We start from the raw sequence: 21,936 nt of genomic DNA, 5'->3' as shown, positions 1-21,936 counted from the left end.
GATGCGATTACCCACTGTCAACAAAAGCCGCTGGTTGTCAGCCAATGACCAGCAATATGGCTGCAATCGATGTCACACGAAGGAGTTGATACACCGTATGTTACGATGTATCTCATGCCGCGCCGATCAGACGCCCTGGACCGGGCGACCCCCGAGGCCATCGCCGTCGCCGCCCTGCGGATCCTCGACGAGGAAGGGCCGGGACGCCTCAGCTTCCGCACCCTCGCCGACCGGCTCGACGTCTCCCACGCCACCGTCCAGCGCCGCTGCACCGACCTCGCCGGACTGCTCGACCTGTGCACCGAGCACCTCGCCGCGCAGCTCCCCGAGATTCCCGCCGGCACGGATTGGGCACAGGCCACCGAGCAGCGGTTCCGCGCGCTCTACCTGCTGCTCACCGCCCACCCCGGACTGCTGGTGCTGCGCGGCGGCCGGCCCTGGCTCGGCCGCGAGCTCCTCACCCGGCTCGTCGAGCCCGCCCTCGCCGACAGCGTGGCCGCCGGGATGACCCCCGCCGAGGCGATGACCGTCTACCGCCGCATGTACCTGCTCACCCTGGGCAGCGCGGCCTTCGTCGACCACCGCGACCCGGCCGCGGCCACCGCCGCCTCGCGGGCCGCCCTGGCCGCACTGGATCCGGCGGAGTTCCCCGTGCTCTCCGGCGGACTGGCCGACGTACTGCCGCCCCTGACGGACCACGAGGTGTACTACGGCGCCCTGCGCCAGCTGATCGAGGCCGCCCGGCCCACCGACTGACAGGGGAGACAGCCCATGCAAGCAGCACCCGCCCCGCGGCTCGACCACGCCGCCGTACGCGCCGCCGCCGAGAGGATCGCCGGCGCGATACGGCCCGTCGCGGTGGCCCCCGCCGCCGACGAGGGGGTCTGGTACGCGCTGGAGTACCTCCAGCACACCGGCAGCTTCAAGGCGCGCGGCGCCCGCAACTTCCTCGCCGCGCACCACGAGGCCGGCGCCCTCCCGGCCGCGGGAGTCACCATCGCCTCCGGCGGCAACGCCGGTCTCGCCTGTGCCTGGGCGGCCCGCGCGCTGTCCGTGCCCGCGACCGTGTTCCTGCCCGCCAACGCCCCGCGCGTGAAGGTGGACCGACTGCGCGGATACGGGGCCGAGGTGCGGCTCGTCGGCGACCGGTACGCCGAAGCACTCGCCGCCTGCGAGGAGTTCGCCGCCACGAGCGGGGCGCTGAGCAGCCACGCCTACGACCACCCGCTCATCGCCGCGGGCGCCGGGACGCTGCTCGACGAGATCCGGGGCGCCCTGCCCGGGCTGGACACCGTGGTCGTCGCGGTCGGCGGCGGCGGACTGTTCGCCGGCGTCGCCACCGCCGCGCGCGAGCACGGCGTACGGGTGATCGCGGCCGAGCCGGAGAACTGCCGGGCATTGAACGCGGCCTTGGCGGCGGGCCGGGTCGTGGACGTGGCCGTGGACTCGGTCGCCGCCGACTCCCTGGGGGCCACCCGGGTCTCGGCGGACGCGCTGGCCGCCGCGCAGGAGAAGCACGTGACCTCGGTGCTCGTGCCCGACGCGGCGATCACCGCCGCCCGGCGCGCCCTCTGGGAAGAGCACCGGATCGTGGTGGAGGCGGGCGCGGCCACCGCCCTGGCGGCGCTGCGCGGCGCGCCGGAGCCGCTCGGCGAGCGGGTCGCCGTCATCCTGTGCGGGGCCAACACGGACCCCGGCGACCTGGTGACCCCCACGGCCTGAGCCCGCGGTCGGCCGGCGGCGCCTTCAGTCCTCCTCGTCCACGCCCTCGCGGACGACCACGACGGTGCCGGCGGAGTACTGCACGACCTGCTGGCTCACCGAGCCGAGCAGGGCGCCCTTGAAGCCGCCGTACCCACGGGTGCCGACCACCATCAGGTCCGCCTCCTTCGAGGCGTCCACCAGGACCTGTGCCGGGGAGCCCTGCTCGACGCGGCGGAACACCGGCACACCGGGCGAGGCGCCGACGGCCGCGTTGACGGTGTCCGCCAGCTTCCGGCGGGCCGTCTCCTCGGCCGTCACCGCCTCGGCGTCGGAGACCTCGGCGGCCACCGGAGCGATGGCGAACGGATTGCGGTTCCCCTCCCAGGCCATGACGGCGTGCACCCGGCCGCCCGTCATCCCGGCCTGCGCGACGGCCCAGCGCAGCGCCTCCTTGGAGTGGTTCGAACCGTCCACGCCGACGACGATCAGAGGCTCGACGGTGTCCTGCTGGCTCACGGTACTTCCTCTCGCTTTGCCTGAATAGTCGATCTCCTCCCTGTATACCCGGAAGGGCGGCCCGACCTCGAACGACGATCGTTGTGACGGCCGACGACTTTCGAGGACAGCCCGGTACCGCCGTCCCTTGCGAGGGTGTGAGTGTCCAGGCGACCGCCGCCGGACACGGAGCGACATGGAGGAACGGGCGTGGCTCAGCGCAAGGGTTGTCTGATCGGGTGCGGCGTGGCGCTGGTGCTGGGTGTGGGTCTCCTCGTGGCCGTGGTCTTCGGCATGGGGAAGGTCCTCGACATGGCCGACAAGACCCTGGTCGACCCGACGGTCTACGCGTCCGTGCAGACCGGCGACGCGGAGAGCGAGGTCCGCAGCAGGCTCCCGTCGGGCGAAAGCTTCGTCAAGGGCGCCCTCAAGGAGGGCGGACCGGCCGAGCCCGAGGGCAGCACCTGCTCCTGGTACCTCTCCAGCGGCGACACCAAGAACGGCAAGGAGACCGTGCTCCGCTTCTGCTTCAAGGACGGCAGGCTCGCGGAGAAGACCGAGTACCCGATGGGGTAGGCACCCCGCTGCGCCCCCCCCGCACGCGGATGCCCCGGACCGGTCCGGTCCGGGGCATCCGCGGCAATCTGTTCTGTCCCGGCTACGGCAGGTCCTGCCCCGACCTGTTCTTCACGAGCTGGACGTCGTCGAGGAACAGCTGGAAGAGCAGCTGGCTCGCACCGAGCTCCCTGCCGTTCTTGCCGTTGGCCCCCTGCGCGATGCCCAGGCTGTAGGGTTCCTTGTCCTCCGCCTTCACGCCGATGTACCCACCCAGGGTCCCCTCGTTCGCGTTCGCGTTCTTGTAGGCCCCGCCGCCTTCGTTCGCTTTGCGGATCAGGTCGTTCTTGTAGCCCGGACCAAGAGCCATGTGGTCCTGGTTGAAGAGGAGTTCGTGGGCCCCGGGCTTCAGCGTGAACTTCAGCTGGACCGCGTAGGGAGCACCCAGGGTGTCGTAGTACCCGTCGGCCTGTCCCTGGTCGCCGAGGTGGGCCCCTATCGTCAGACCCCCGAACCCCTGCTCCCTGAAGCCCTTTGCCGAGCCCTCACCGGACGCCACGTACTCCAGCAGTGCGTTGCGCGAGGCCGCGTCGCCCCAGTAGGTCAGGGCGCTGTGGGCCTCCTCGAAACTCATGGACCTGTAGAGCTCCATCCTCCCGGCGTCCGCTCCCATCAGCGCCAGATCCGCCAGGAGCTTGGGACCGACGGTCTTGACGATCTCGTCGATCGTCCGCGGAGGCTTGTGGGCCTTGAACTTCTTCGCGTTGGCCTTCGACGTGGCGATCTGCTTGGCGCGGTCCTTCGCGGCGCTGCTGCTGGACGCGCCAAGTCCCGCCTTGTCCTCCCAGTACTCGACCGTCATCCGGTCCTGAGGGCTCTCGACGCGCTGCACGGAGGCGCGAGAGCCGGAGGCGGGTGAAGGCGCCGCATGGCGCTGCACGTTGGGGGCTGCTTGGGAGCCGCCCGCCATGGCCCGCCTGGCGTTCGCTTCCGCTTCGCGCTCGAACCGGTCCGACGGGTCGGAGACCTTCAGTCCCGTCCCGTTGTCGGTCCCCGCGACGGGGCCCTGGCGCTGCTGGATGACGTGGGTGAGTTCGTGGGCGAGGGTGTGCTTGTCGTGGCCGCCGTCGCCGATGACGACGTGGCTGCCGGACGTGTAGGCGCGGGCGCCGACTTCGGCGGCGGAGGCCTTGGCGGCGCTGTCGTTGTGTATGCGGACGTCGGAGAAGTCCGCGCCCAGCCGGGCTTCCATGTCGGTGCGGGTGGCGTTGTCCATGGGGCGCCCGGGGGAGCGCAGGACGTCGTGGACGGCGGACCGCTGCACCGCGGGCTGCTCGGCCTGCTGGTGTCCGCATCCGTCGGTGTGCTGGTGCTGTTCCGCATTCCGGGAGTGAGCGGCCCGACGGAGCATCTGCACGACCGCGGCGTTGCCCGCACCGGCCTGGAACGCCATCAGCCCCATCGGCGGCGCCGTCACCCGCTGCGGAGTCGCGGCAGGGCGGGAGGAGTGTAATTGGTCATCGTTCTTCTGCGCCGGGCGGTGGTGCTTGGGGCTCACGCGATCGCCTTTCACTACGTCAGGGCAGCCGCCTCGCGCGGCTGTCGGCCACCCCCCGAGGGGGCGGTCACCAGTCGTGACCAGGGGGTCTGAAGCATTATCAGCCCGCTCGCCGCCGGGAAGCCAACATCGGGACGAGCAACCAGCCTTGCCGGCCCGCCCTGAACGTGTTCAGTTCGGCCGCCCCGCCCCGCAGGAAGGGCGCTTCGATGCTAAAGCGCTTTCGCGGGACGCGGATAAAGCGCATTAGTGCGCGCCCTCGCGAACCGGCCATAAGTGGTGGGAGGTTGACGCCGGACCGGGCGTCGTTATCGAATCGATATCACGCTCAACCCGCTTCGTACTAAAGCGCATCAGTCCAGGTCAACCCAGTCGAACCGAACCCATCTGACGGCCTCCGCAGGCCCGTTGGGGCATTCGCCACCCGGGTGTCACCGGCCAATGGTGGCTCCGCCTCATTGACGGGGTCCTGACTTCGGGCGACGGTGGGCACCGCCTCCGGCAAAGAGGCCGGACTTCTGCAAAGGCGGCGACGATGACCCGTTCGAACCCGACCCGTATTGCCGTGGCCACGCTGGTGACCGGCGCCCTCCTCTCGACCGCCGCGTGCGGCCTCAGCGGTGGCGCCGGAGACGCGAAGGAGGCCGAGAAGACGGGCAGGGTGACCGGTGAGATCACCTTCCGGACCCTCCAGCTGAAGCCCACGTTCACGGCCTACGTGCAGTGGGTCATCGACGCCTTCGAGCGGAAGTACCCCGAGGCCAAGGTCACATGGGAGGACGTCCCCGGCGACGGCTACAACGAGAAGCTCGTCGCGGACGCCCAGGCCGGGGCCCTCCCCGACGTGGTCAACCTCTCCACCGACTCCTTCCAGCTCCTCGCCGACCGCGGCATGCTCGCCGATGTCGCCAAGCTCGACGGTGCGGCGGCCGGGGAGTACGTGCCGGGCGCCTGGGAGCAGTTCAAGCTGCCCGGCAAGGGAGACAGCGTGTACGCGTACCCGTGGTACGTGACGCCCGAGATCCTCACCTACAACAGAGAGCTCTTCGAGAAGGCCGGCCTGGACCCGGCCAAACCGCCGACCAGCGTGGAGCAGTTCTTCGACTACGCCGAGAAGATCGCCGCCTCGTCCGGGGGCCAGTACTCCGCCTTCATGGCCGATCCCAAGGGCCGACTGCCCGGGGACTGGCAGAAGATGGGCGTCCCGATCCTCAGCGAGAAGCAGGACCGGTTCACCTTCGACACCGATCAGGCCGTCGCCTGGGTGGAGCGGATGAAGGACCTGTACGCCAAGGGCGCCATGCCCAAGGAGTCCCTCCTCAAGTCCGACGACATCAACCAGCTCTACGGCGGCGGCAAGATCGTGTTCGGCCCGGGCTCCCCGGGCTTCGTCAAGGACATCAAGCAGAACGCCCCGCAGGTCTACGCGAAGACCCGGGTCGCGGGAGCCGTCACGGGCAAGCTCGGCCACATCGGCATCTACGCCCAGTCCCTCGGCATCAGGAAGGACACCAAGCACACCGACGCGGCGGCCGAGTTCGCGAAGTGGGTGACCAACGGCCCCAACCAGGTGGAGTTCTCCAGGAAGGCCACCATCTACCCGTCCAACGCGCAGGGCCTCGCCGACCCGTTCTTCTCGGACCAGGGAGACGGCAAGGACGCGGAGACCCTGGCCCGGGCGGTCGGCGCCGAGCAGCTGAAGACCGCGGCGCTCGACGCCAACACCCCCGTCCAGTGGACCAACCAGGTGGGCGACGCCGTCGTACGCGAGGTGCAGAAGGCGATCACGGGCGGGCAGGACCCCAGGACGGCGGTGAAGAAGGCCGAGGAAGCGGCGAACAAGCTCCTCACCGCCGCGGCCGAGAAGTGACGGCCGTGGGCGGGCGCGTCGGCGCGGGCCCCGGCGTCGACGCCGCGAAGCCGGGCGGCCGCACCCGGGAGCCGGGCGGTGGTGCCCCGGAGCCGCGCGACGGCGCGCTCGCGCGCAGGCGGCGCCGCCGCGCCGCGCAGCGTGCCATGGAAGCCGATACGGGCCTGGTCCACCGCAGGTGGTGGACCCCCTACCTGTTCCTCGCCCCCGGTCTGACGATGGTGGCGCTGTTCAGCCTCTGGCCGTTCGTCAACACCGTCGTCCTCTCCTTCACCGACGCCCAGATCCTGCGCGGCGGCACCTTCGTCGGCCTCGACAACTACCGGCGCGCCTTCGCCGATCCCGACTTCTGGGTCGCGACCGGCAACAGCGTGCTGTACCTGGCGGTCGTCGTCCCCTGCCTGGTCTTCCTCCCGCTGGCCCTCGCCGTGCTCGTCCAGGCCGGGATCCCCGGCATCGGGTTCTTCCGGTCCGCCTTCTACACCCCGGTGATCGCCTCGGCCGTGGTCGTCGGGCTGATCTGGCAGTGGGTGCTGCGCAGCGACGGTCTCGTCAACACCGTCTTCGACCGGCTGAACCTGATCTCCGAGCCGGTCCCGTTCCTGACGGACAGCACGATGCTGCTGGTCTCCGCGATGCTCGTGACCGTGTGGAAGGGCCTCGGCTACTACATGGTCTTCTACCTGGCGGCCCTCGGGAACGTCCCCGCCTCCCTCCACGAGGCGGCCGCCATCGACGGCGCCGGCCCCGTCCGCCGCTTCTTCAGCATCACCGTCCCCCAGGTGAAGCCGATGATGCTGCTCGTCGGCACCCTCTCCGCCATCTCCGCCCTGCGCGTCTTCACCGAGATCTACATCCTCGGCGGTGAGAGCGGCGGCCCGGGCGGCGGCGCCCGCACCCTGCCCTTCCTCATCCGGCAGGTCGGCCTCGGCTTCTCCGGCGAGACCGGCTACGCCTCCGCCATCTCCATCCTGCTGTTCCTCCTGACCCTGGTCTTCAGCCTGCTGGGCCGCCGCCTGTCGAAGGGAGACGAGAGTTGAGCACCCCGCCCTCCCCGGGAGGCGCCCCGCCCCGGCGGGCCGGCGCCGACGGCCGCAGGCGCCGGTGGGCCGGCCCGGCCGCCCGCTACGCCACACTCGTGCTGATGCTCGTCGTCATGCTGGGCCCGATCGTCTGGCAGTTCCTCACCTCGATCCGCGGCCGCACCGAGAACGTGTACGACGGCGTGCTGCCCGCGCAGCCCACCCTCGACAACTACGTCCGGGTCGCCGAGTCCTTCCCGCTGCTCCAGTACGTCGGCAACACGCTCACCGTCGCGGTCCTCGCGGTCACCTCGAACCTGCTCTTCGCGGCGATGGGAGGGTACGCCCTCTCGCGGGCCGCCTGGAAGGGCCGCCGGGCCGTCTTCACCGTGCTCGTGGCGACCCTGATGTTCCCCTTCGAGTCCGTCATGATCTCGATGTTCCTCACGGTGCGCGAGATGGGGCTGGTCGACACCCTCATCGGTGTCTGGCTCCCCGGCGCGGTCTCCGTCCTCAACATCATGATCATGCGGGCGGCCTTCCTCGCCGTGCCCAAGGAGATCGAGGAGGCCGCGGTCCTGGACGGGGCCGGCGAATGGACCCGCTTCACCCGGGTCTTCCTCCCCGCCGCCAAGGGCGCCCTGGCCGTCGTCTGCATCACCAGCTTCATGGGGGCCTGGGACGACTTCCTCTGGCCCCTGCTGGTCCTCACGAACAGCGACCACTACACCCTGCAGCTCGGCCTGAAGACCCTGGCCGGCGCCACCACCGTCAACGACCAGCGGCTCATCGCGGCCGGTGCGATGGCAGCGCTCCTGCCGATGATGCTCCTCTTCTTCGCCCTCCAGCGTTTCTTCTTCAAGGGCGTGGGCGAGGGAGCGGTCAAGACCTGAGCCCGCCCGCCGCACTGTCCGTACCGACCACCCAGTCTCTGGAGCAGCCGTCATGCACGACGACCGCAGCATCACCGAGCACCGTCTCCGCCGGGTCCTGAAGGAGCGGATCAAGCCCGCCGTCCACTCCCGCTCCGTCCCGCTGACCGTCGAGCGCTGGGAGGCGCCGGGCGAGCCCGTCCCCGTCGCCGAGGGCCTGGCGGCGCCGTACGGACCCTGCGCGATCGGCGATCCGTGGGGCCCGGCCTGGGGCACCACCTGGTTCAAGGTCACCGGCACCGTCCCGGCCGACTGGGCCGGCCGCTCCGTCGAGGCCGTCCTCGACCTGGGCTTCGACCGGATGATGCCCGGCTTCCAGTGCGAGGGTCTGGTCCACCGGGCCGACGGCGGTGAGATCAAGGCGCTCAACCCCTACAACGACTGGGTCCGGGTGGCCGACCGCGCCGAGGGCGGCGAGCGCGTCGAGTGGTACGTCGAGGCCGCCTCCAACCCGGTCCTGGTCGACCACGCGGCCACGTACGAGGGCGACCGGCTGACCAGCGGCGACCAGCCGCTCTACCGGCTCGCCCGGATGGACCTCAGCGTCTTCGAGACCGAGGTGTGGGAGCTGGTCCAGGACCTGGAGGTGCTCTACGACCTGATGATCCAGCTCGACACCCGCGAGGCCCGGCGCCACGAGATCCTGCGGGCCATCAGCTCCGCCCTGGACGCGGTGGATCTCACGGACGTCCCCGGTACGGCGGCCGCGGCCCGCGCCGAGCTCGCCGGGGTGCTGGCCGCCCCCGCCGGCGCCTCCGCGCACCGGATCAGCGCCGTCGGCCACGCCCACATCGACTCCGCCTGGCTGTGGCCGTTGCGCGAGACGGTCCGCAAGGTCTCGCGCACCGCGTCCAACATGGTCAACCTGATGGACGAGCACCCCGAGTTCGTCTTCGCGATGTCCCAGGCCCAGCAGCTGGACTGGATCAAGACCTACCGGCCCGAGCTCTTCGAGCGGGTCAAGAAGAAGATCGCGGACGGGCAGTTCGTGCCGGTCGGCGGGATGTGGGTGGAGTCCGACACCAACATGGTCGGCGGCGAGGCCATGGCCCGGCAGTTCCTCTACGGCAAGAAGTTCTTCCTCGACGAGTTCGGCATCGAGACGAACAACGTCTGGCTGCCCGACTCCTTCGGCTACACCGCCGCGATGCCGCAGATCGTCAAGCTCTCCGGCTCCCGCTGGTTCCTCACCCAGAAGATCTCCTGGTCCCAGGTCAACCCCTTCCCCCACCACACCTTCTGGTGGGAGGGCATCGACGGCACCCGCGTCTTCACGCACTTCCCGCCCGTCGACACCTACAACTCCGACCTCGGCGGCGCCCAGCTGGCCCACGCCGCACGCAACTACCGGGAGAAGGGCCGTGGTTCGCGGTCGCTGGTCCCCTTCGGCTGGGGCGACGGCGGTGGCGGCCCGACCCGCGAACACCTCGCCCGTGCCAAGCGCCAGCGGGACCTCGAAGGCTCCCCGAAAGTCCGCATCGAGCGGCCGGACGCCTTCTTCGAGAAGGCCCGCGCCGAGTACGAGGACGCGCCCGTGTGGGCGGGCGAGCTCTACCTGGAGCTGCACCGCGGCACCTACACGTCCCAGGCCAAGACCAAGCAGGGCAACCGGCGCAGCGAATCGCTGCTGCGCGAGGCCGAGCTGTGGGCGGCCACCGCCGCCGTGAAGGTGCCGGGGTACGGGTACCCGTACGAGGACCTGGAGCGGATCTGGAAGACGGTGCTGCTGCACCAGTTCCACGACATCCTGCCGGGTTCCTCCATCGCCTGGGTGCACCGCGAGGCGCGCGCCACGTACGCGCGGCTGCGCGAGGAGCTGCGGGAGATCACCCTCGCCGCGCAGCTGGCGCTCGCCGGGGAGGGCGCCGAGGAGCTGGTCTTCAACTGCGCCCCGCACGCCCGGCGCGGCGTCCCGGCCGGCGGGGCGGGGCACCCGGCCGAGCCCGGGCAGCCGGTCACGGTGGAGGAGCGGCACGGCGGCGGGCACGTGCTGGCCAACGGCCGGCTGCTGGTGGAGATCGACGGCCGCGGGCTGATCGTGTCCGTCTACGACCTGGAGGCGCGCCGCGAGACCCTGGCTCCGGGCTCTGCGGCGAACCTGCTGCAGATCCACCCCGACTTCCCGAACATGTGGGACGCCTGGGACATCGACGCGTTCTACCGCAACCGGGTCACGGACTTGGTGGACCTGGACGCCATGGAGGTCGCCGAGAGCGGACCGGCGGCCGCCACCGTCCGCGTCACCCGCTCCTTCGGCGCCTCCACCGCGGTCCAGGCGGTCACGCTGCGGGCCGGGTCCGGGACGGTGGGCATCGTCACGGACGTGGACTGGCACGAGACGGAGAAGTTCCTCAAGGCCGCCTTCCCGCTGGACGTGAAAGCCGAACGGACGGCCTCCGAGACGCAGTTCGGGCACGTCTACCGGGCCACGCACACCAACACCTCGTGGGAGGCAGCCAAGTTCGAGATCTGCGCGCACCGCTGGATCCACGCGGAGGAGCCCGGCTGGGGGGTCGCGCTGCTCAACGACTCCACGTACGGGCACGACGTCACCCGGGACGTGCGCCCCGACGGCGGCCAGACCACCACCGTCCGGCTCTCCCTGCTGCGGGCCCCGCGCTACCCCGACCCGGAGACCGACCAGGGCGCCCACACCCTGCGGTTCTCGCTCGCGCCCGGCGCGTCCATCGGGGACGCGGTCCGCGAGGGGCACGCGCTGAACCTGCCCGAGCGCACCCTGACGGGGGCGGGCCCGGTCACCCCGCTGCTCGCGGTCGACGACGACGCGGTGGTCGTGGAGGCGGTGAAACTGGCCGAGGACCGCAGCGGTGACGTGGTCGTCCGCCTCTACGAGTCCCGCGGGGGGCGTGCTTCGGCGCTCCTGACGGCGGACTTCCCCCTCTCGGCCGCGGTTGAGAGCGACCTCCTGGAACGCCCGCTGGCCGGCTCGGCGGTGGGCGCCCCGACCCCGGCGGGCGCGGTCCCGCTGACCCTGCGCCCGTTCCAGATCGTCACCGTCCGGCTCCACCGGGTCTGACCGGTCCGGACGTACGGATGACCCCGGCCGGCCGGGCCGGGGTCAGGTCGGTCCGTACCGGTCAGGACGGGTTCAGCTTGATGGCGAAGCCGTTGAAGATGGCCCAGACGTCGACCCAGCCGAGTCCGGTGCTGCACTCCTGCGCGGCGTTGCATCCCCAGCCGTAGCTGACGATGCCGTTGAGCTGCCGTGAGTTCTGATCGTTGATGAAGATCACCGGACCGCCGCTGTCGCCGCCCCGGCCGACGATTCCGCCGGCGTGGGGCACGCCGTAACTGCCCCAGACGTCGGTCCCGTTGACGTTCCACTTGGCGTTGCCCGCGTACACCGTACGGATGTTGCAGACGACCTTGGAGTTGTACCCCAGCTGGCAGGTGAAGTCCCCGACCGCGACGTTGCGCACCCCGTTGAGGTAGCGGGTGTAGCCGTTCGCGTCCACGCCGTCCCACGTGTAGCGGTGGGTCGGTGCCTCGATGAAGGCGGAGTCGATCTCCGGCTTCTTGAACTTGACCTGGCCGATGTAGTTGCCGCCGGCGGCCCACACGTTGTCGCCGACGTTGTAGCAGTGGCCCGCGGTGACCAGCCACTGGCGGCCGTCCCACGTGCTGACGGCCGGGATTCCGCTCGTACAGTACGACCGGCTGCCGGGGGCCGGCCCGAGGGCCGCCCCCGCGTAGAAGGGCGAGGTGTCGTTCCATCGGTTCAGCGGCCGCGACGGCGGTGCCTGGGTGATGCGGACAGGGGTCGCGCCGGCGGCCTCGCGCTGCTGCGCGACCGCCGGGGAGTCGAAGTAGGCCCGGGCGGCCTCGGGCTTGTCCACGGAGAGGTCGATGGCGGAGCCGTCGACGGAGCTGCCGGCGAGGGAGACCGTGAAGGGGAGACCGGCGCGGCCGGTCAACCCGGAGATCTCCTTCATGAGGTCCTTGCGGGATTTCTTCGCCTGGACGATGTGGATCAGCTTGGCGTTCACCTCGGGGTCGGCCTCGTGCACCGCGGCCAGGAACTCCCGGCCGCGGCCGGGATCGGTCAGGTACACGCGGACCGATCGGTAGTCGGACGCCATCTCCACCTGCGTGTAGATGTCCGCCCGGGCTCCCTGGCCCACCCGGGCCGCGGCATCGGCCGCCGCCCGCAGGGGGCCCAGGGCCTCGGCCTGTCGTTCCGGGGCCATCGCGGCGACCGCCTCCGCGGACAGCGGCCCCGGGGGTTCCGCCTGTGCGGAGACGGTCATCAGCGGCAGGACGGCCAGCGCCCCGGCGAGGGCAAGGGAACGCCGCAGCGCATTCTTCATCTGTCCCCACTCTCCGACCCCACCGGTGCGAGGTCTCAGCGCCGGACGCTAGTGAGGGGGGAGGGGGCCGACAAGGAGGGCGGACGGCCCTCCTGGACGCACCGGACCAGCCTGTCGGAGCACGGCAGGATCAACCGGCGCGTGAGGTCCGACACAGGGGGCGCCGGGGAGGTCGTGCGGCGCCCGCATCCGGGGGCGGGGCGCACCCCCGCGGTTATGCACTTAGTTGCAAAACCAGCTTCCCCTCGCTAGAACAGAGTCATCACCCCCGCGCGAGGAGGCGCCCCCATGAGTTCCCAGAGCCGGTACCCGCACCTGCTGAGCCCCCTGGACCTCGGCTTCACCACCCTGCCGAACCGCGTGATCATGGGGTCGATGCACACCGGCCTCGAGGAGCACGCGGGCGGCTTCGAACGCCTCGCCGCCTTCTACGCCGAGCGCGCCCGCGGCGGCGCCGGCCTGATCGTCACCGGCGGCATCGCCCCCAACGACGCCGGGCGCCCCTTCGAGGGCGGCTCCCGCCTCACCACCGAGGACGAGGCCGCCGAGCACCGGGTGATCACCGAGGCCGTGCACGCCGAGGGCGGGAAGATCGCGATGCAGATCCTCCACTTCGGCCGCTACGCCTACCACAAGGACCTGGTCGCCCCCAGCGCCCTCCAAGCCCCCATCAGCCCCTTCGTGCCGAACGCGCTCAGCGACATCGAGGTGGAGCGGACCGTCGAGGACTTCGTCCGCGCCGCCCGCCTCGCCAAGCTCGCCGGCTACGACGGCGTCGAGATCATGGGCTCCGAGGGCTACCTGATCAACGAGTTCATCGCCGGCGCCACCAACAAGCGCACCGACCGCTGGGGCGGCGCGTACGAGAACCGCGTCCGCTTCCCGCTGGAGATCGTCCGGCGCACCCGCGCGGCCGTCGGCGAGGACTTCATCCTCATCTACCGCCTGTCCATGCTGGACCTCATCCCCGGCGGCTCCACCCTCGACGAGGTCGTCCACCTCGCCAAGGAGATCGAGGCGGCCGGCGCCACCATCATCAACACCGGCATCGGCTGGCACGAGGCCCGCATCCCCACCATCGCCACCTCCGTCCCGCGCGGCGCCTACACCTGGGTCACCAAGCGGCTGATGGGCGCGGTGAGCGTCCCGCTCGTCACCAGCAACCGCATCAACACCCCGGAGATCGCCGAGGAACTGCTCGCCGACGGGCGCGCCGACCTGGTGTCCCTGGCCCGCCCCTTCCTGGCCGACGCCGACTTCGTCGCCAAGGCCGCGGCCGGCCGCTCCGAGACCATCAACACCTGCATCGGCTGCAACCAGGCCTGCCTCGACCACACCTTCAGCGGCAAGATCACCACCTGCCTGGTCAACCCGCGCGCCTGCCACGAGACCGAGCTCGTCCTGTCCCCGACGCGCACGAAGAAGAGCGTCGCCGTCGTCGGCGCCGGCCCGGCCGGTCTCGCCTGCGCCGTCTCCGCCGCCGGCCGCGGCCACGCCGTCACCCTCTTCGAAGCTTCCGGCCACATCGGCGGCCAGCTCGACGTCGCCCGTCGCATCCCCGGCAAGGAGGAGTTCGAGGAGACCATCCGCTACTTCGGCACCCAGCTCGCGGAGAGCGGTGTGGAGGTCCGCCTGAACACCCGCGCCGACGTGGAGACCCTGCGCGGCTTCGACGAGGTCGTCGTCGCCACCGGCGTCACCCCCCGCACCCCCGACATCGAGGGCGTGGACCACGCCAGCGTCGTCAGCTACCTCGACGTGCTGCGCGACAGCGCCCCCGTCGGCGAGCGCGTCGCCGTCGTCGGCGCCGGCGGCATCGGCTTCGACGTCGCCGAGTTCCTCACCGACAGCGGCGAGGGCGCCTCCCAGGACCCCGAGGTCTACTTCCGCCACTGGGGCGTGGACACCGCGTACACCGGCCCCGGCGGGCTCGCGAAGCCCGAGCGCCCCGCGCCGCCGCGCCGCGTCCACCTGCTCCAGCGCAAGGCCACCAAGGTCGGCGCCGGCCTCGGCACCACCACCGGCTGGATCCACCGCGCCGAGCTCAAGCACCGCGGGGTCGTCTCCGTCGCCGGTGCCGCGTACGACCGGATCGACGACGAGGGCCTGCACATCACCGTCGACGGCGAGCAGCGCCTCGTGCCGGCCGACACCGTGGTCCTGTGCACGGGCCAGGAGCCGCGCCGCGATCTGTACGAGGCGCTGCGCGCGGCCGGCGTCGAGGCGCACCTGATCGGCGGCGCCGACGTGGCCGCCGAGCTCGACGCCAAGCGGGCCATCCGACAGGGGACGGAACTGGCCGCCTCGCTCTGACCGGAACCGTCCGAAAGGGGATTGTGGCGGTCCGGCCGGGCCGCCACAATGCCCCGGTGACGTTCTCTCCCGCAGACGCAGACAAGATCCTCGCCGACCACTTCGCCCCCTGGGTGCTCGCCCTCGGACTGACCGTCCAGGAGACGGGCGAGCGGCACGCCGTGCTGCGTCTGTCCTGGTCCGGGGAGCTGGCCCGGGACGGCGGCGGGCTCTCGGGGCAGGCGATGATGGCCGCCGCCGACACGGCCACCGTCATCGCGATCTCCGCCGCCCGGGGCGGGTACGGGCCGATGACCACCGTCCAGCAGTCGACGAGCTTCCAGCGGCCGGTGGTCGGCGCCGACCTGCTGATCCACGTACGGGTCACCAAGCTCGGCAAGCGGATGGCCTTCGCCGACATCACCCTCACCCCCGAGGGTTCGGCGGAACCGGCCGCCACGGCCTCGACCGTCTACGCGCTGCTCGGCTGAACCGTCGCCCTGCCGGCTCAACCGTCCAGCGACAGGGCGTTCTTGGCGTGGGCGACGGAGTCCTCGGAGGCGGGTCCGCCGGGGTTCTCGGTGCCTACAGTGGGGGTATGCGCATCGTCTCGCTGCTGCCGGCCGCCACCGACCTCGTCGCCGAGCTCGGTCTGGCCGGTGACCTGGTGGGACGCACCCACGAATGCGACTGGCCGCCGGAGGCGCTCGCCGGCGTGCCCGTCGTCACCGCGGCCGCATTCTCCGCCGAGACGCTCAGCAGCCGGGAGATCTCCGACGCCGTGGGCGGCGCCGCGCACTCCGGATCCTCCCTCTACACGCTCGACACCGAGGCCCTGGCGGCCCTCGCCCCCGACGTGGTCCTGACCCAGGACCTGTGCGACGTCTGCGCCGTGTCCTACCGGGGAGTCTCCCAGGCGGTCCGGGTGCTCGACGCCGGCCCGCGGGTGCTCAGCCTGGAGCCCCGCACCCTGGACGACGTACTGGACTGCCTGGTCACCGTGGGGGAGTTGCTCGGGGTACAGGAACGGGCCGAGCGGCGGCGCGCGGAGCTGCGCGCACGGCTCGCCGGGGTGCGCCGGCTGACGGCGGGACGCGCCCGGCCCCGGGTGGTGGCCATCGAATGGCTCGATCCGCTGTGGCCGGCCGGGCACTGGGTCCCCGAACAGATCGACTGCGCCGGAGGCGAACCGCTGCTCGCCGCGCCGGGGGAGCACACCAAGGCGATGACCTGGGACGAGGTCGTCGCCGCCCGCCCCGACGTCCTGCTCGTACTGCCCTGCGGCTTCCCGCCCGAGCGCACCCTGCGGGAGCGGGCCCTGCTCACCTCCCTGCCCGGCTGGGCCGTGCTGCCCGCCGTACGGGCCGGCGCCGTCTGGGTCCTCGACGGGCCGGCGCACTTCAACCGGCCCGGGCCCCGGGTGGTGCGGGGCGCGGAGGTACTCGCCCACGTACTGCACTCCGTACGGACGGGTGAGCCGGTGACCGCGGCGGAGGCCCGGCGGCTGGACTGAGCCGCCCCGCGGCGCCGTTCAGCCGCGTTCGTCGGTGACCGGGTACGGGATGAAGGTGCTGCTGTTCTCGTCGACGGCGAGGGTGCGGCCGAGCGGCGGGACCGCCCGCTGCGGGCAGTCGAGACGCTCGCAGAGGCGGCAGCCCATGCCGATGGGGGTGGCGGCGGCCGTGTTGTCCAGGTCGAGGCCGTCGGAGTAGACGAGGCGGGAGGCGTGCCGGATCTCGCAGCCGAGGCCGATGGCGAAGGTCTTGCCGGGCTCGCCCCAGCCGCCGCGGTGGCGGGTGACGGCGCGGGCGGTCCACAGGTGGCGCTGGCCGTCGGGCATGGCCGCGACCTGTACGTGGATGCGGCCGGGCGCGGCGAAGGCCTCGTAGACGTTCCAGAGCGGGCAGGTGCCGCCGGCGCGGGAGAAGTGGAAGCCGGTGGCGGACTGCCGCTTGGACATGTTCCCGGCGCGGTCGACGCGTACGAAGGAGAAGGGCACCCCGCGCAGCCTGGGCCGTTGCAGGGTGCTGAGGCGGTGGCAGACCGTCTCGTAGCCGAGGCCGAAGTGGTCGGTGAGCCGCTCGATGTCGTAGCGGAACTCCTCGGCGGCCGTGTGGAAGGCGCGGTACGGGAGGATCAGCGCGGCGGCGAAGTAGTTCGCGATGCCGATCCGGGCCAGGCCGTGGGTCGCGGATCCGGGCGGGAAGTCCTCCGCCGCCAGCCGGTCCAGCTCCTCCCCGTACTCCAGCAGGGCCAGTTGGGTGGCGAGCCGGAAGGCCTGCTGGCCCGGCCGGAGCCGGCTGGAGATGTGCAGGACGCGGGCGCGCTCGTCGTAGTGGTGCAGCCGGTCCGAATCGGCCGCGAGGCGCACCCCGTGCCGGTCCGTGAGCCGCGCCGACAGGGCGCGTACGACGTCCCCCGGACGGATTCCCACCTCGCGGGCCAGCTCCTCGGCGGCGAGGTCGGCGTCGTGGAGGTAGTTCTGCCGCCGGTAGAAGAACTCGCGGATCTCCTCGTGCGGTGAGCGCGGGGTGTCGAGGGCGCCGTCCCGGCCGTCCGCCGCCCCGGCGAGCCGCTCGGCGAGCAGCTGGCCGCGCCGGCCGAGGTCCAGCAGGACCGAGGCGACGGCGGGCATCCGGGTGGCCAGCTCCGCGAGGTCCGAGGCGGACACCCGGGCTTCGGCGACCTCCGTGGCGAGCGCCTCGCGGAGGTCGGCCACCAGCCGGGTGGTGTCCCGCTCCGAGAAGAAGCCGGGGTCGACGCCGAACGCCTCCGTGAGCCGCAGCAGCACCGGGACGGTGAGCGGACGCGAGTCGTGCTCCATCTGGTTGAGGTAGCTGGGCGAGATGGCGAGGACCCGTGCCAGCTCGGCCTGGCTCATCCGCCGTTCCTCGCGCAACCGCCGCAGCCGCGCGCCCGCGTACGTCTTGCTCACCGTGCTCCTCGCCTGCTCCACGTGTGCCGGGGACAGCCCCAACCCTACGCGGGATCCGCGTCCCGCCAAGGTTTGCAAACTTGGCAAAACTGCCCGTGAAGATTCGCAGAACTTGGCATTCTTCCCTCCTTGTTGGCACTCGGTGCCACTGCCAGAGTCAGTCCTGTGGCCTCCGTTCGGCCTCTGGGCCGGTCCGGCGGCCGCGATCCCCTTGAGAGGCACATGGTGCCAGCACGGTGCACAGCTGACCACAACATTGGCAGATCAAGCGATTCACGGAGACGGTGACGGTCATGGCAGAGGCGAACACGACGGCGGCGGCCCAGCAGCTCGAACAGCGGTGGGCCACGGACCCGCGCTGGGCCGGCATCGAGCGCACCTTCACCGCCGAGGACGTGGTGCGGCTCTCCGGCAGCGTCCGCGAGGAGCACACCCTGGCCCGGCGCGGCGCCGAACGGCTGTGGCGCCAACTCCACGAGCAGGACTACATCCACGCACTCGGCGCGCTCACCGGCGGCCAGGCCGTCCAGCAGGTCCGCGCCGGGCTGCAGGCGATCTACCTCTCCGGCTGGCAGGTCGCCGCCGACGCCAACCAGGCCGGCCACACCTACCCCGACCAGAGCCTCTACCCGGTCAACTCGGTGCCGCAGGTGGTCCGTCGGATCAACAACGCGTTGCTGCGCGCCGACCAGATCGCCACCGCCGAGGGCGGCACGACGGGTTCGACCGACGGGGGGACCGACTGGCTGGCGCCGATCGTCGCCGACGCCGAGGCCGGCTTCGGCGGCCCGCTGAACGCCTTCGAGCTCACCAAGGCGATGATCGCGGCGGGCGCCGCGGGCATCCACTACGAGGACCAACTGGCCTCCGAGAAGAAGTGCGGCCACCTGGGCGGCAAGGTACTCGTGCCGACCGCGCAGCACGTCCGCACCCTGAACGCGGCCCGCCTGGCGGCCGACATCGCCGACACCCCGACCCTGATCATCGCCCGTACGGACGCCCTCGCCGCCACCCTGCTGACCAGCGACGTCGACGAGCGCGACGCCGAGTTCTGCACCGGGGAGCGCACCGCAGAGGGCTTCTACCACGTCCGGGGCGGCATGGCCCCGGTCATCGCCCGCGGTCTCGCCTACGCCCCGTACGCCGACCTCATCTGGGTGGAGACCGGCACCCCCGACCTGGAGCAGGCCCGCGAGTTCGCCGAGGCCATCCACGCGCGCTACCCCGACCAGATGCTCGCCTACAACTGCTCGCCCTCCTTCAACTGGAAGGCGGCGCTGGACGACGACCAGATCGCCAAGTTCCAGCGGGAGCTGGGCGCGATGGGCTACCGCTTCCAGTTCATCACCCTGGCCGGCTTCCACTCCCTCAACCACGCCATGTTCGACCTCGCCCGCGGCTACACCGAGCACGGCATGACCGCGTACGTGGACCTCCAGGAGCGGGAGTTCGCCGCCCAGGCACAGGGCTTCACCGCGGTCAGGCACCAGCGCGAAGTCGGCACCGGCTACTTCGACCTGGTCTCGACCGCCGTCAACCCGGCCTCCTCCACGACGGCGCTCGCCGGCTCCACCGAGGAGGAGCAGTTCCACTAAGCGCGCGATGCCGGTTCCCGCCGGCGCCTTCCGATCGCCTTCCGATCGCCGCCCGACGGCGCCCCGGGGCCCTGTCCGCCCCGGGCGCCGGCCGCCCCACGCCGAGGAGTAGAACCGCATGTCACACACGCCCCTGACCAGCAGTGTCCAGGTCCTCGGCGCGCGGGGTGAGCGCCACGAGGAGATCCTGACCCCCGAGGCCCTGGAGTTCATCGGCCGCCTCGACGCCGCCTTCGCGGACCGCCGCCTGGAGGTCCTCAAGGAGCGCCGTCGCCGCGCCGCCCACCTGGTCTCCGGGTCATCCCTTGACTTCTCCAGGGCCACCGTCGGCGTGCGTACCGACCCCGACTGGCGGGTCGCCCCGCCCGCGCCCGGACTGACGGACCGACGGGTCGAGATCACCGGCCCGCCGGAGCGCCGCATGGCGGTCAACGCCCTCAACTCCGGGGCGAGGGTGTGGATGGCCGACTTCGAGGACGCCACCGCGCCGACCTGGGACAACGTCATCGGCGGGCAGCTCAACCTGCTCGACGCCATCGAGCGGCGCATCGACTTCACCACCCCGGAGGGCAAGGAGTACCGCCTCGGGACGGAGCTCGCGACCATCATGGTGCGCCCGCGCGGCTGGCACCTCACCGAGGAGCACCTGGAGGTCGACGGCCGGCCCGTGTCCGCCTCGCTCGTGGACTTCGGCCTGTACTTCTTCCACTGCGCGCGGCGCCAGATCGACGCCGGCCACGGCCCGTACTTCTACCTCCCCAAGCTGGAGAACCGGTACGAGGCCCGACTCTGGAACGACATCTTCCTGCTCGCCCAGGAGCTGCTGGGCATCCCGCGGGGCACCGTCCGGGCGACCGTCCTGATCGAGACGATCACCGCCGCGTTCGAGATGGAGGAGATCCTCCACGAGCTGCGCGAACACAGCGCCGGGCTGAACGCGGGCCGCTGGGACTACCTCTTCAGCCTGATCAAGACCTTCGGCCACCGCCCCGACTTCCAGCTCCCGGACCGGGCCAAGGTCACCATGACCGCCCCGTTCATGCGGGCGTACACCGAACTGCTCGTCCGCACCTGCCACAAGCGGGGCGCCCACGCCATCGGCGGCATGGCCGCCCACGTTCCGAGCAAGGACACCGAGGCCCACACGGCCGCCCTCGCCAAGGTCCGGCTCGACAAGGAGCGCGAGGCAGAGGACGGCTTCGACGGCTCCTGGGTCGCCCACCCCGGGCTCGTCCCCGTCTGCCGCGAGGTCTTCGACGGGGTGCTGGGCGAGCGGCCGAACCAGCTGGAGCGGACGCGCGAGGACGTCGACGTCGCCGCCGCCGATCTGCTGTCGGTCCGCCGGATCGCCGCTCCGCCGAGCTCCGAGGGCATCCGCTCCAACGTGGCCGTGGCCCTGCGCTACTTCGACGCCTGGCTGCGCGGCAGCGGCGCCGTCGCCCTGTACGGCCTGATGGAGGACGCCGCCACCGCCGAGATCGCGCGCGTGCAGATCTGGCAGTGGCTGCGCCACGACCGCGTGGACCGGAGCACGCTCACCGATCTCCTCGACGCCGAGTGCGCCGCCCTGGCGGCCGAGGACCCGCAGGCCTTGGTCCTCGAAGCCCGTGAGGTCTTCGTCGACACCGCGCTCTCGGTGCAACTGCCCGCGTTCTTCACCCCCGAGGCCTACACCCGCCACCTGGTCCGCCACGCCGCTGTGCGGGTGACCGCGTGAGCGCCCCGGCACAGCGGCCGACCCGCGACCTGCGCGTCGGGGTCGCCGGCGGCGGACAGATGGGAGCCGGCATCGCCGAGGTCTGCGCCCGCGCCGGCCTCGACACCGTCGTCGCCGAGGCGGACGCCACCGCGGCCCGCGCCGCCCGCGAGCGGGTGGCCGTCTCCCTCGAACGCGCCGTCCAGCGGGGCAAGCTGGACCGGTTCACCGCCGAGGACGCCCTGGCCCGGCTGGTGTTCACCGGGGACCTGGAGGACCTCGCCGACCGGCAACTGGTCATCGAGGCCGTCACCGAGAACCCCGAAGCCAAGACCGAGGTCTTCACCGTCCTCGACAAGATCGTCGAGGACCCCGAGGCCGTTCTGGCCACCAATACGTCCGCCATCCCGATCATGCGGCTGGGCATGGCCACCGGTCGCGCCGACCGGGTCGTGGGACTCCACTTCTTCAACCCCGTCCCCGTCCTGCCCCTGGTCGAGGTGGTCTCCTCCCTCCACACGTCGGCGGACACACTGGCCGCGGTCGAGTCCTTCGCCCGGGAATCCCTGGGCAAGACCACGGTCCGCTCCCAGGACCGGGCCGGCTTCGTCGTCAACGCGCTGCTCGTCCCGTACCTGCTCTCCGCCATCCGGATGGCCGAGTCCGGCTTTGCGAGCGCCGCCGACGTGGACGCCGCCATGGAGCTGGGCTGCGCCCACCCGATGGGGCCGCTCAAGCTCGCCGACCTGATCGGGCTGGACACGGTCGCGGCCATCGCGGAATCGCTGTACGAGGAGTTCAAGGAACCGCTCCACGCCCCGCCCCCGCTGCTCCAGCGGATGGTCCAGGCGGGGCTGCTGGGCCGCAAGAGCGGCCGCGGGTTCCACACGTACGACCGGGGCTGATGAGGGACCCGGTGGTGCCGGTGCGGGGTTGAGGGACCCCGGCGGCACG

Annotated in this window: 17 protein-coding genes; 13 read left to right on the top strand and 4 right to left on the bottom strand. The window is 71.7% G+C overall.

What is annotated here, in order from left to right:
• Window positions 1-114: 114 nt before the first annotated feature.
• Together IF88_RS0126900 and IF88_RS0126895 are read left to right on the top strand one after the other, a co-directional pair.
• On the top strand, window positions 115-756 hold the full coding sequence (locus tag IF88_RS0126900; protein ID WP_030717763.1) for a TetR/AcrR family transcriptional regulator: 642 nt from the start codon (window positions 115-117) through the stop codon (window positions 754-756).
• Between the two features lie 15 nt (window positions 757-771).
• On the top strand, window positions 772-1,722 hold the full coding sequence (locus tag IF88_RS0126895; RefSeq protein WP_030717761.1) for a serine/threonine dehydratase: 951 nt from the start codon (window positions 772-774) through the stop codon (window positions 1,720-1,722).
• Between the two features lie 24 nt (window positions 1,723-1,746).
• Here the strand turns inward: IF88_RS0126895 and IF88_RS0126890 are convergent, their stop codons facing one another.
• Window positions 1,747-2,220 carry a universal stress protein gene (locus IF88_RS0126890; protein WP_030717759.1) on the bottom strand — a complete coding sequence of 158 codons (474 nt, stop codon included), beginning with the start codon at window positions 2,218-2,220 and terminating at the stop codon, window positions 1,747-1,749.
• Between the two features lie 189 nt (window positions 2,221-2,409).
• Between IF88_RS0126890 and IF88_RS0126885 the strand changes: the two genes are divergently transcribed.
• A complete protein-coding gene (locus tag IF88_RS0126885) occupies window positions 2,410-2,775 on the top strand; it encodes a hypothetical protein (RefSeq protein WP_030717757.1) in 366 nt (121 codons plus the stop codon).
• A gap of 82 nt (window positions 2,776-2,857) precedes the next feature.
• Here the strand turns inward: IF88_RS0126885 and IF88_RS48290 are convergent, their stop codons facing one another.
• Window positions 2,858-4,231 carry a DUF4157 domain-containing protein gene (locus tag IF88_RS48290; protein WP_234323714.1) on the bottom strand — a complete coding sequence of 458 codons (1,374 nt, stop codon included), beginning with the start codon at window positions 4,229-4,231 and terminating at the stop codon, window positions 2,858-2,860.
• Between the two features lie 616 nt (window positions 4,232-4,847).
• On the opposite strand from IF88_RS48290, the gene IF88_RS0126875 reads away from it, so the two are divergent.
• The 4 genes from IF88_RS0126875 (at window position 4,848) to IF88_RS0126860 (ending at window position 11,173) form a co-directional block, all read left to right on the top strand.
• On the top strand, window positions 4,848-6,182 hold the full coding sequence (locus tag IF88_RS0126875) for an ABC transporter substrate-binding protein (protein ID WP_051837610.1): 1,335 nt from the start codon (window positions 4,848-4,850) through the stop codon (window positions 6,180-6,182).
• Between the two features lie 146 nt (window positions 6,183-6,328).
• Window positions 6,329-7,222, top strand: coding sequence for a carbohydrate ABC transporter permease (locus IF88_RS0126870; RefSeq protein ID WP_030717748.1), 894 nt, complete (start codon window positions 6,329-6,331; stop codon window positions 7,220-7,222).
• Entirely contained in the window at window positions 7,219-8,097 is an 879-nt protein-coding gene (locus IF88_RS0126865; protein WP_051837608.1) for a carbohydrate ABC transporter permease, read from the top strand. Before IF88_RS0126870 ends, IF88_RS0126865 begins: the two co-directional genes overlap by 4 nt.
• A gap of 52 nt (window positions 8,098-8,149) precedes the next feature.
• Window positions 8,150-11,173 (top strand): alpha-mannosidase, encoded by a 3,024-nt coding sequence (locus IF88_RS0126860; protein ID WP_030717741.1) that lies wholly within the window; start codon window positions 8,150-8,152, stop codon window positions 11,171-11,173.
• A 61-nt stretch (window positions 11,174-11,234) separates the two neighbouring features.
• On the opposite strand, the gene IF88_RS40910 is transcribed toward IF88_RS0126860, so the two are convergent.
• Complete coding sequence (locus tag IF88_RS40910) at window positions 11,235-12,464, bottom strand: hypothetical protein (RefSeq protein WP_037807138.1); 1,230 nt, start codon at window positions 12,462-12,464, stop codon at window positions 11,235-11,237.
• A 288-nt stretch (window positions 12,465-12,752) separates the two neighbouring features.
• Between IF88_RS40910 and IF88_RS0126850 the strand changes: the two genes are divergently transcribed.
• From IF88_RS0126850 to IF88_RS0126840, 3 genes are all read left to right on the top strand, one after another.
• Window positions 12,753-14,777, top strand: coding sequence for an NADPH-dependent 2,4-dienoyl-CoA reductase (locus tag IF88_RS0126850; protein ID WP_030717739.1), 2,025 nt, complete (start codon window positions 12,753-12,755; stop codon window positions 14,775-14,777).
• Between the two features lie 56 nt (window positions 14,778-14,833).
• Complete coding sequence (locus IF88_RS0126845; protein ID WP_030717737.1) at window positions 14,834-15,247, top strand: PaaI family thioesterase; 414 nt, start codon at window positions 14,834-14,836, stop codon at window positions 15,245-15,247.
• A 107-nt stretch (window positions 15,248-15,354) separates the two neighbouring features.
• Window positions 15,355-16,269 (top strand): cobalamin-binding protein, encoded by a 915-nt coding sequence (locus tag IF88_RS0126840; RefSeq protein ID WP_030717735.1) that lies wholly within the window; start codon window positions 15,355-15,357, stop codon window positions 16,267-16,269.
• Between the two features lie 18 nt (window positions 16,270-16,287).
• On the opposite strand, the gene IF88_RS0126835 is transcribed toward IF88_RS0126840, so the two are convergent.
• Complete coding sequence (locus IF88_RS0126835; protein ID WP_030717733.1) at window positions 16,288-17,691, bottom strand: short-chain fatty acyl-CoA regulator family protein; 1,404 nt, start codon at window positions 17,689-17,691, stop codon at window positions 16,288-16,290.
• A 293-nt stretch (window positions 17,692-17,984) separates the two neighbouring features.
• On the opposite strand from IF88_RS0126835, the gene aceA reads away from it, so the two are divergent.
• The 3 genes from aceA to IF88_RS0126820 all read left to right on the top strand — a co-directional run bounded on the left by aceA (window position 17,985) and on the right by IF88_RS0126820 (window position 21,887).
• The gene (gene aceA / locus IF88_RS0126830; protein WP_030717730.1) at window positions 17,985-19,286 is read left to right on the top strand and encodes an isocitrate lyase; all 1,302 of its coding nucleotides are present in this window, start codon (window positions 17,985-17,987) and stop codon (window positions 19,284-19,286) included.
• 118 nt (window positions 19,287-19,404) lie between these two features.
• Window positions 19,405-21,003 carry a malate synthase A gene (gene aceB, locus IF88_RS0126825; protein ID WP_030717727.1) on the top strand — a complete coding sequence of 533 codons (1,599 nt, stop codon included), beginning with the start codon at window positions 19,405-19,407 and terminating at the stop codon, window positions 21,001-21,003.
• Window positions 21,000-21,887, top strand: a complete 888-nt coding sequence (locus tag IF88_RS0126820; RefSeq protein ID WP_078893163.1) for a 3-hydroxybutyryl-CoA dehydrogenase — start codon at window positions 21,000-21,002, stop codon at window positions 21,885-21,887. The genes aceB and IF88_RS0126820 overlap by 4 nt, the downstream gene beginning before the upstream one ends.
• The last annotated feature ends 49 nt before the right edge of the window (window positions 21,888-21,936 follow it).

Origin of the sequence: Streptomyces sp. NRRL F-2580 (assembly GCF_000720115.1) — a bacterium.
Lineage (GTDB): Bacteria > Actinomycetota > Actinomycetes > Streptomycetales > Streptomycetaceae > Streptomyces.
The sequence above is the reverse complement of the archived record's forward strand: the minus strand, read 5'-3'. Positions and strand labels throughout refer to the sequence as shown.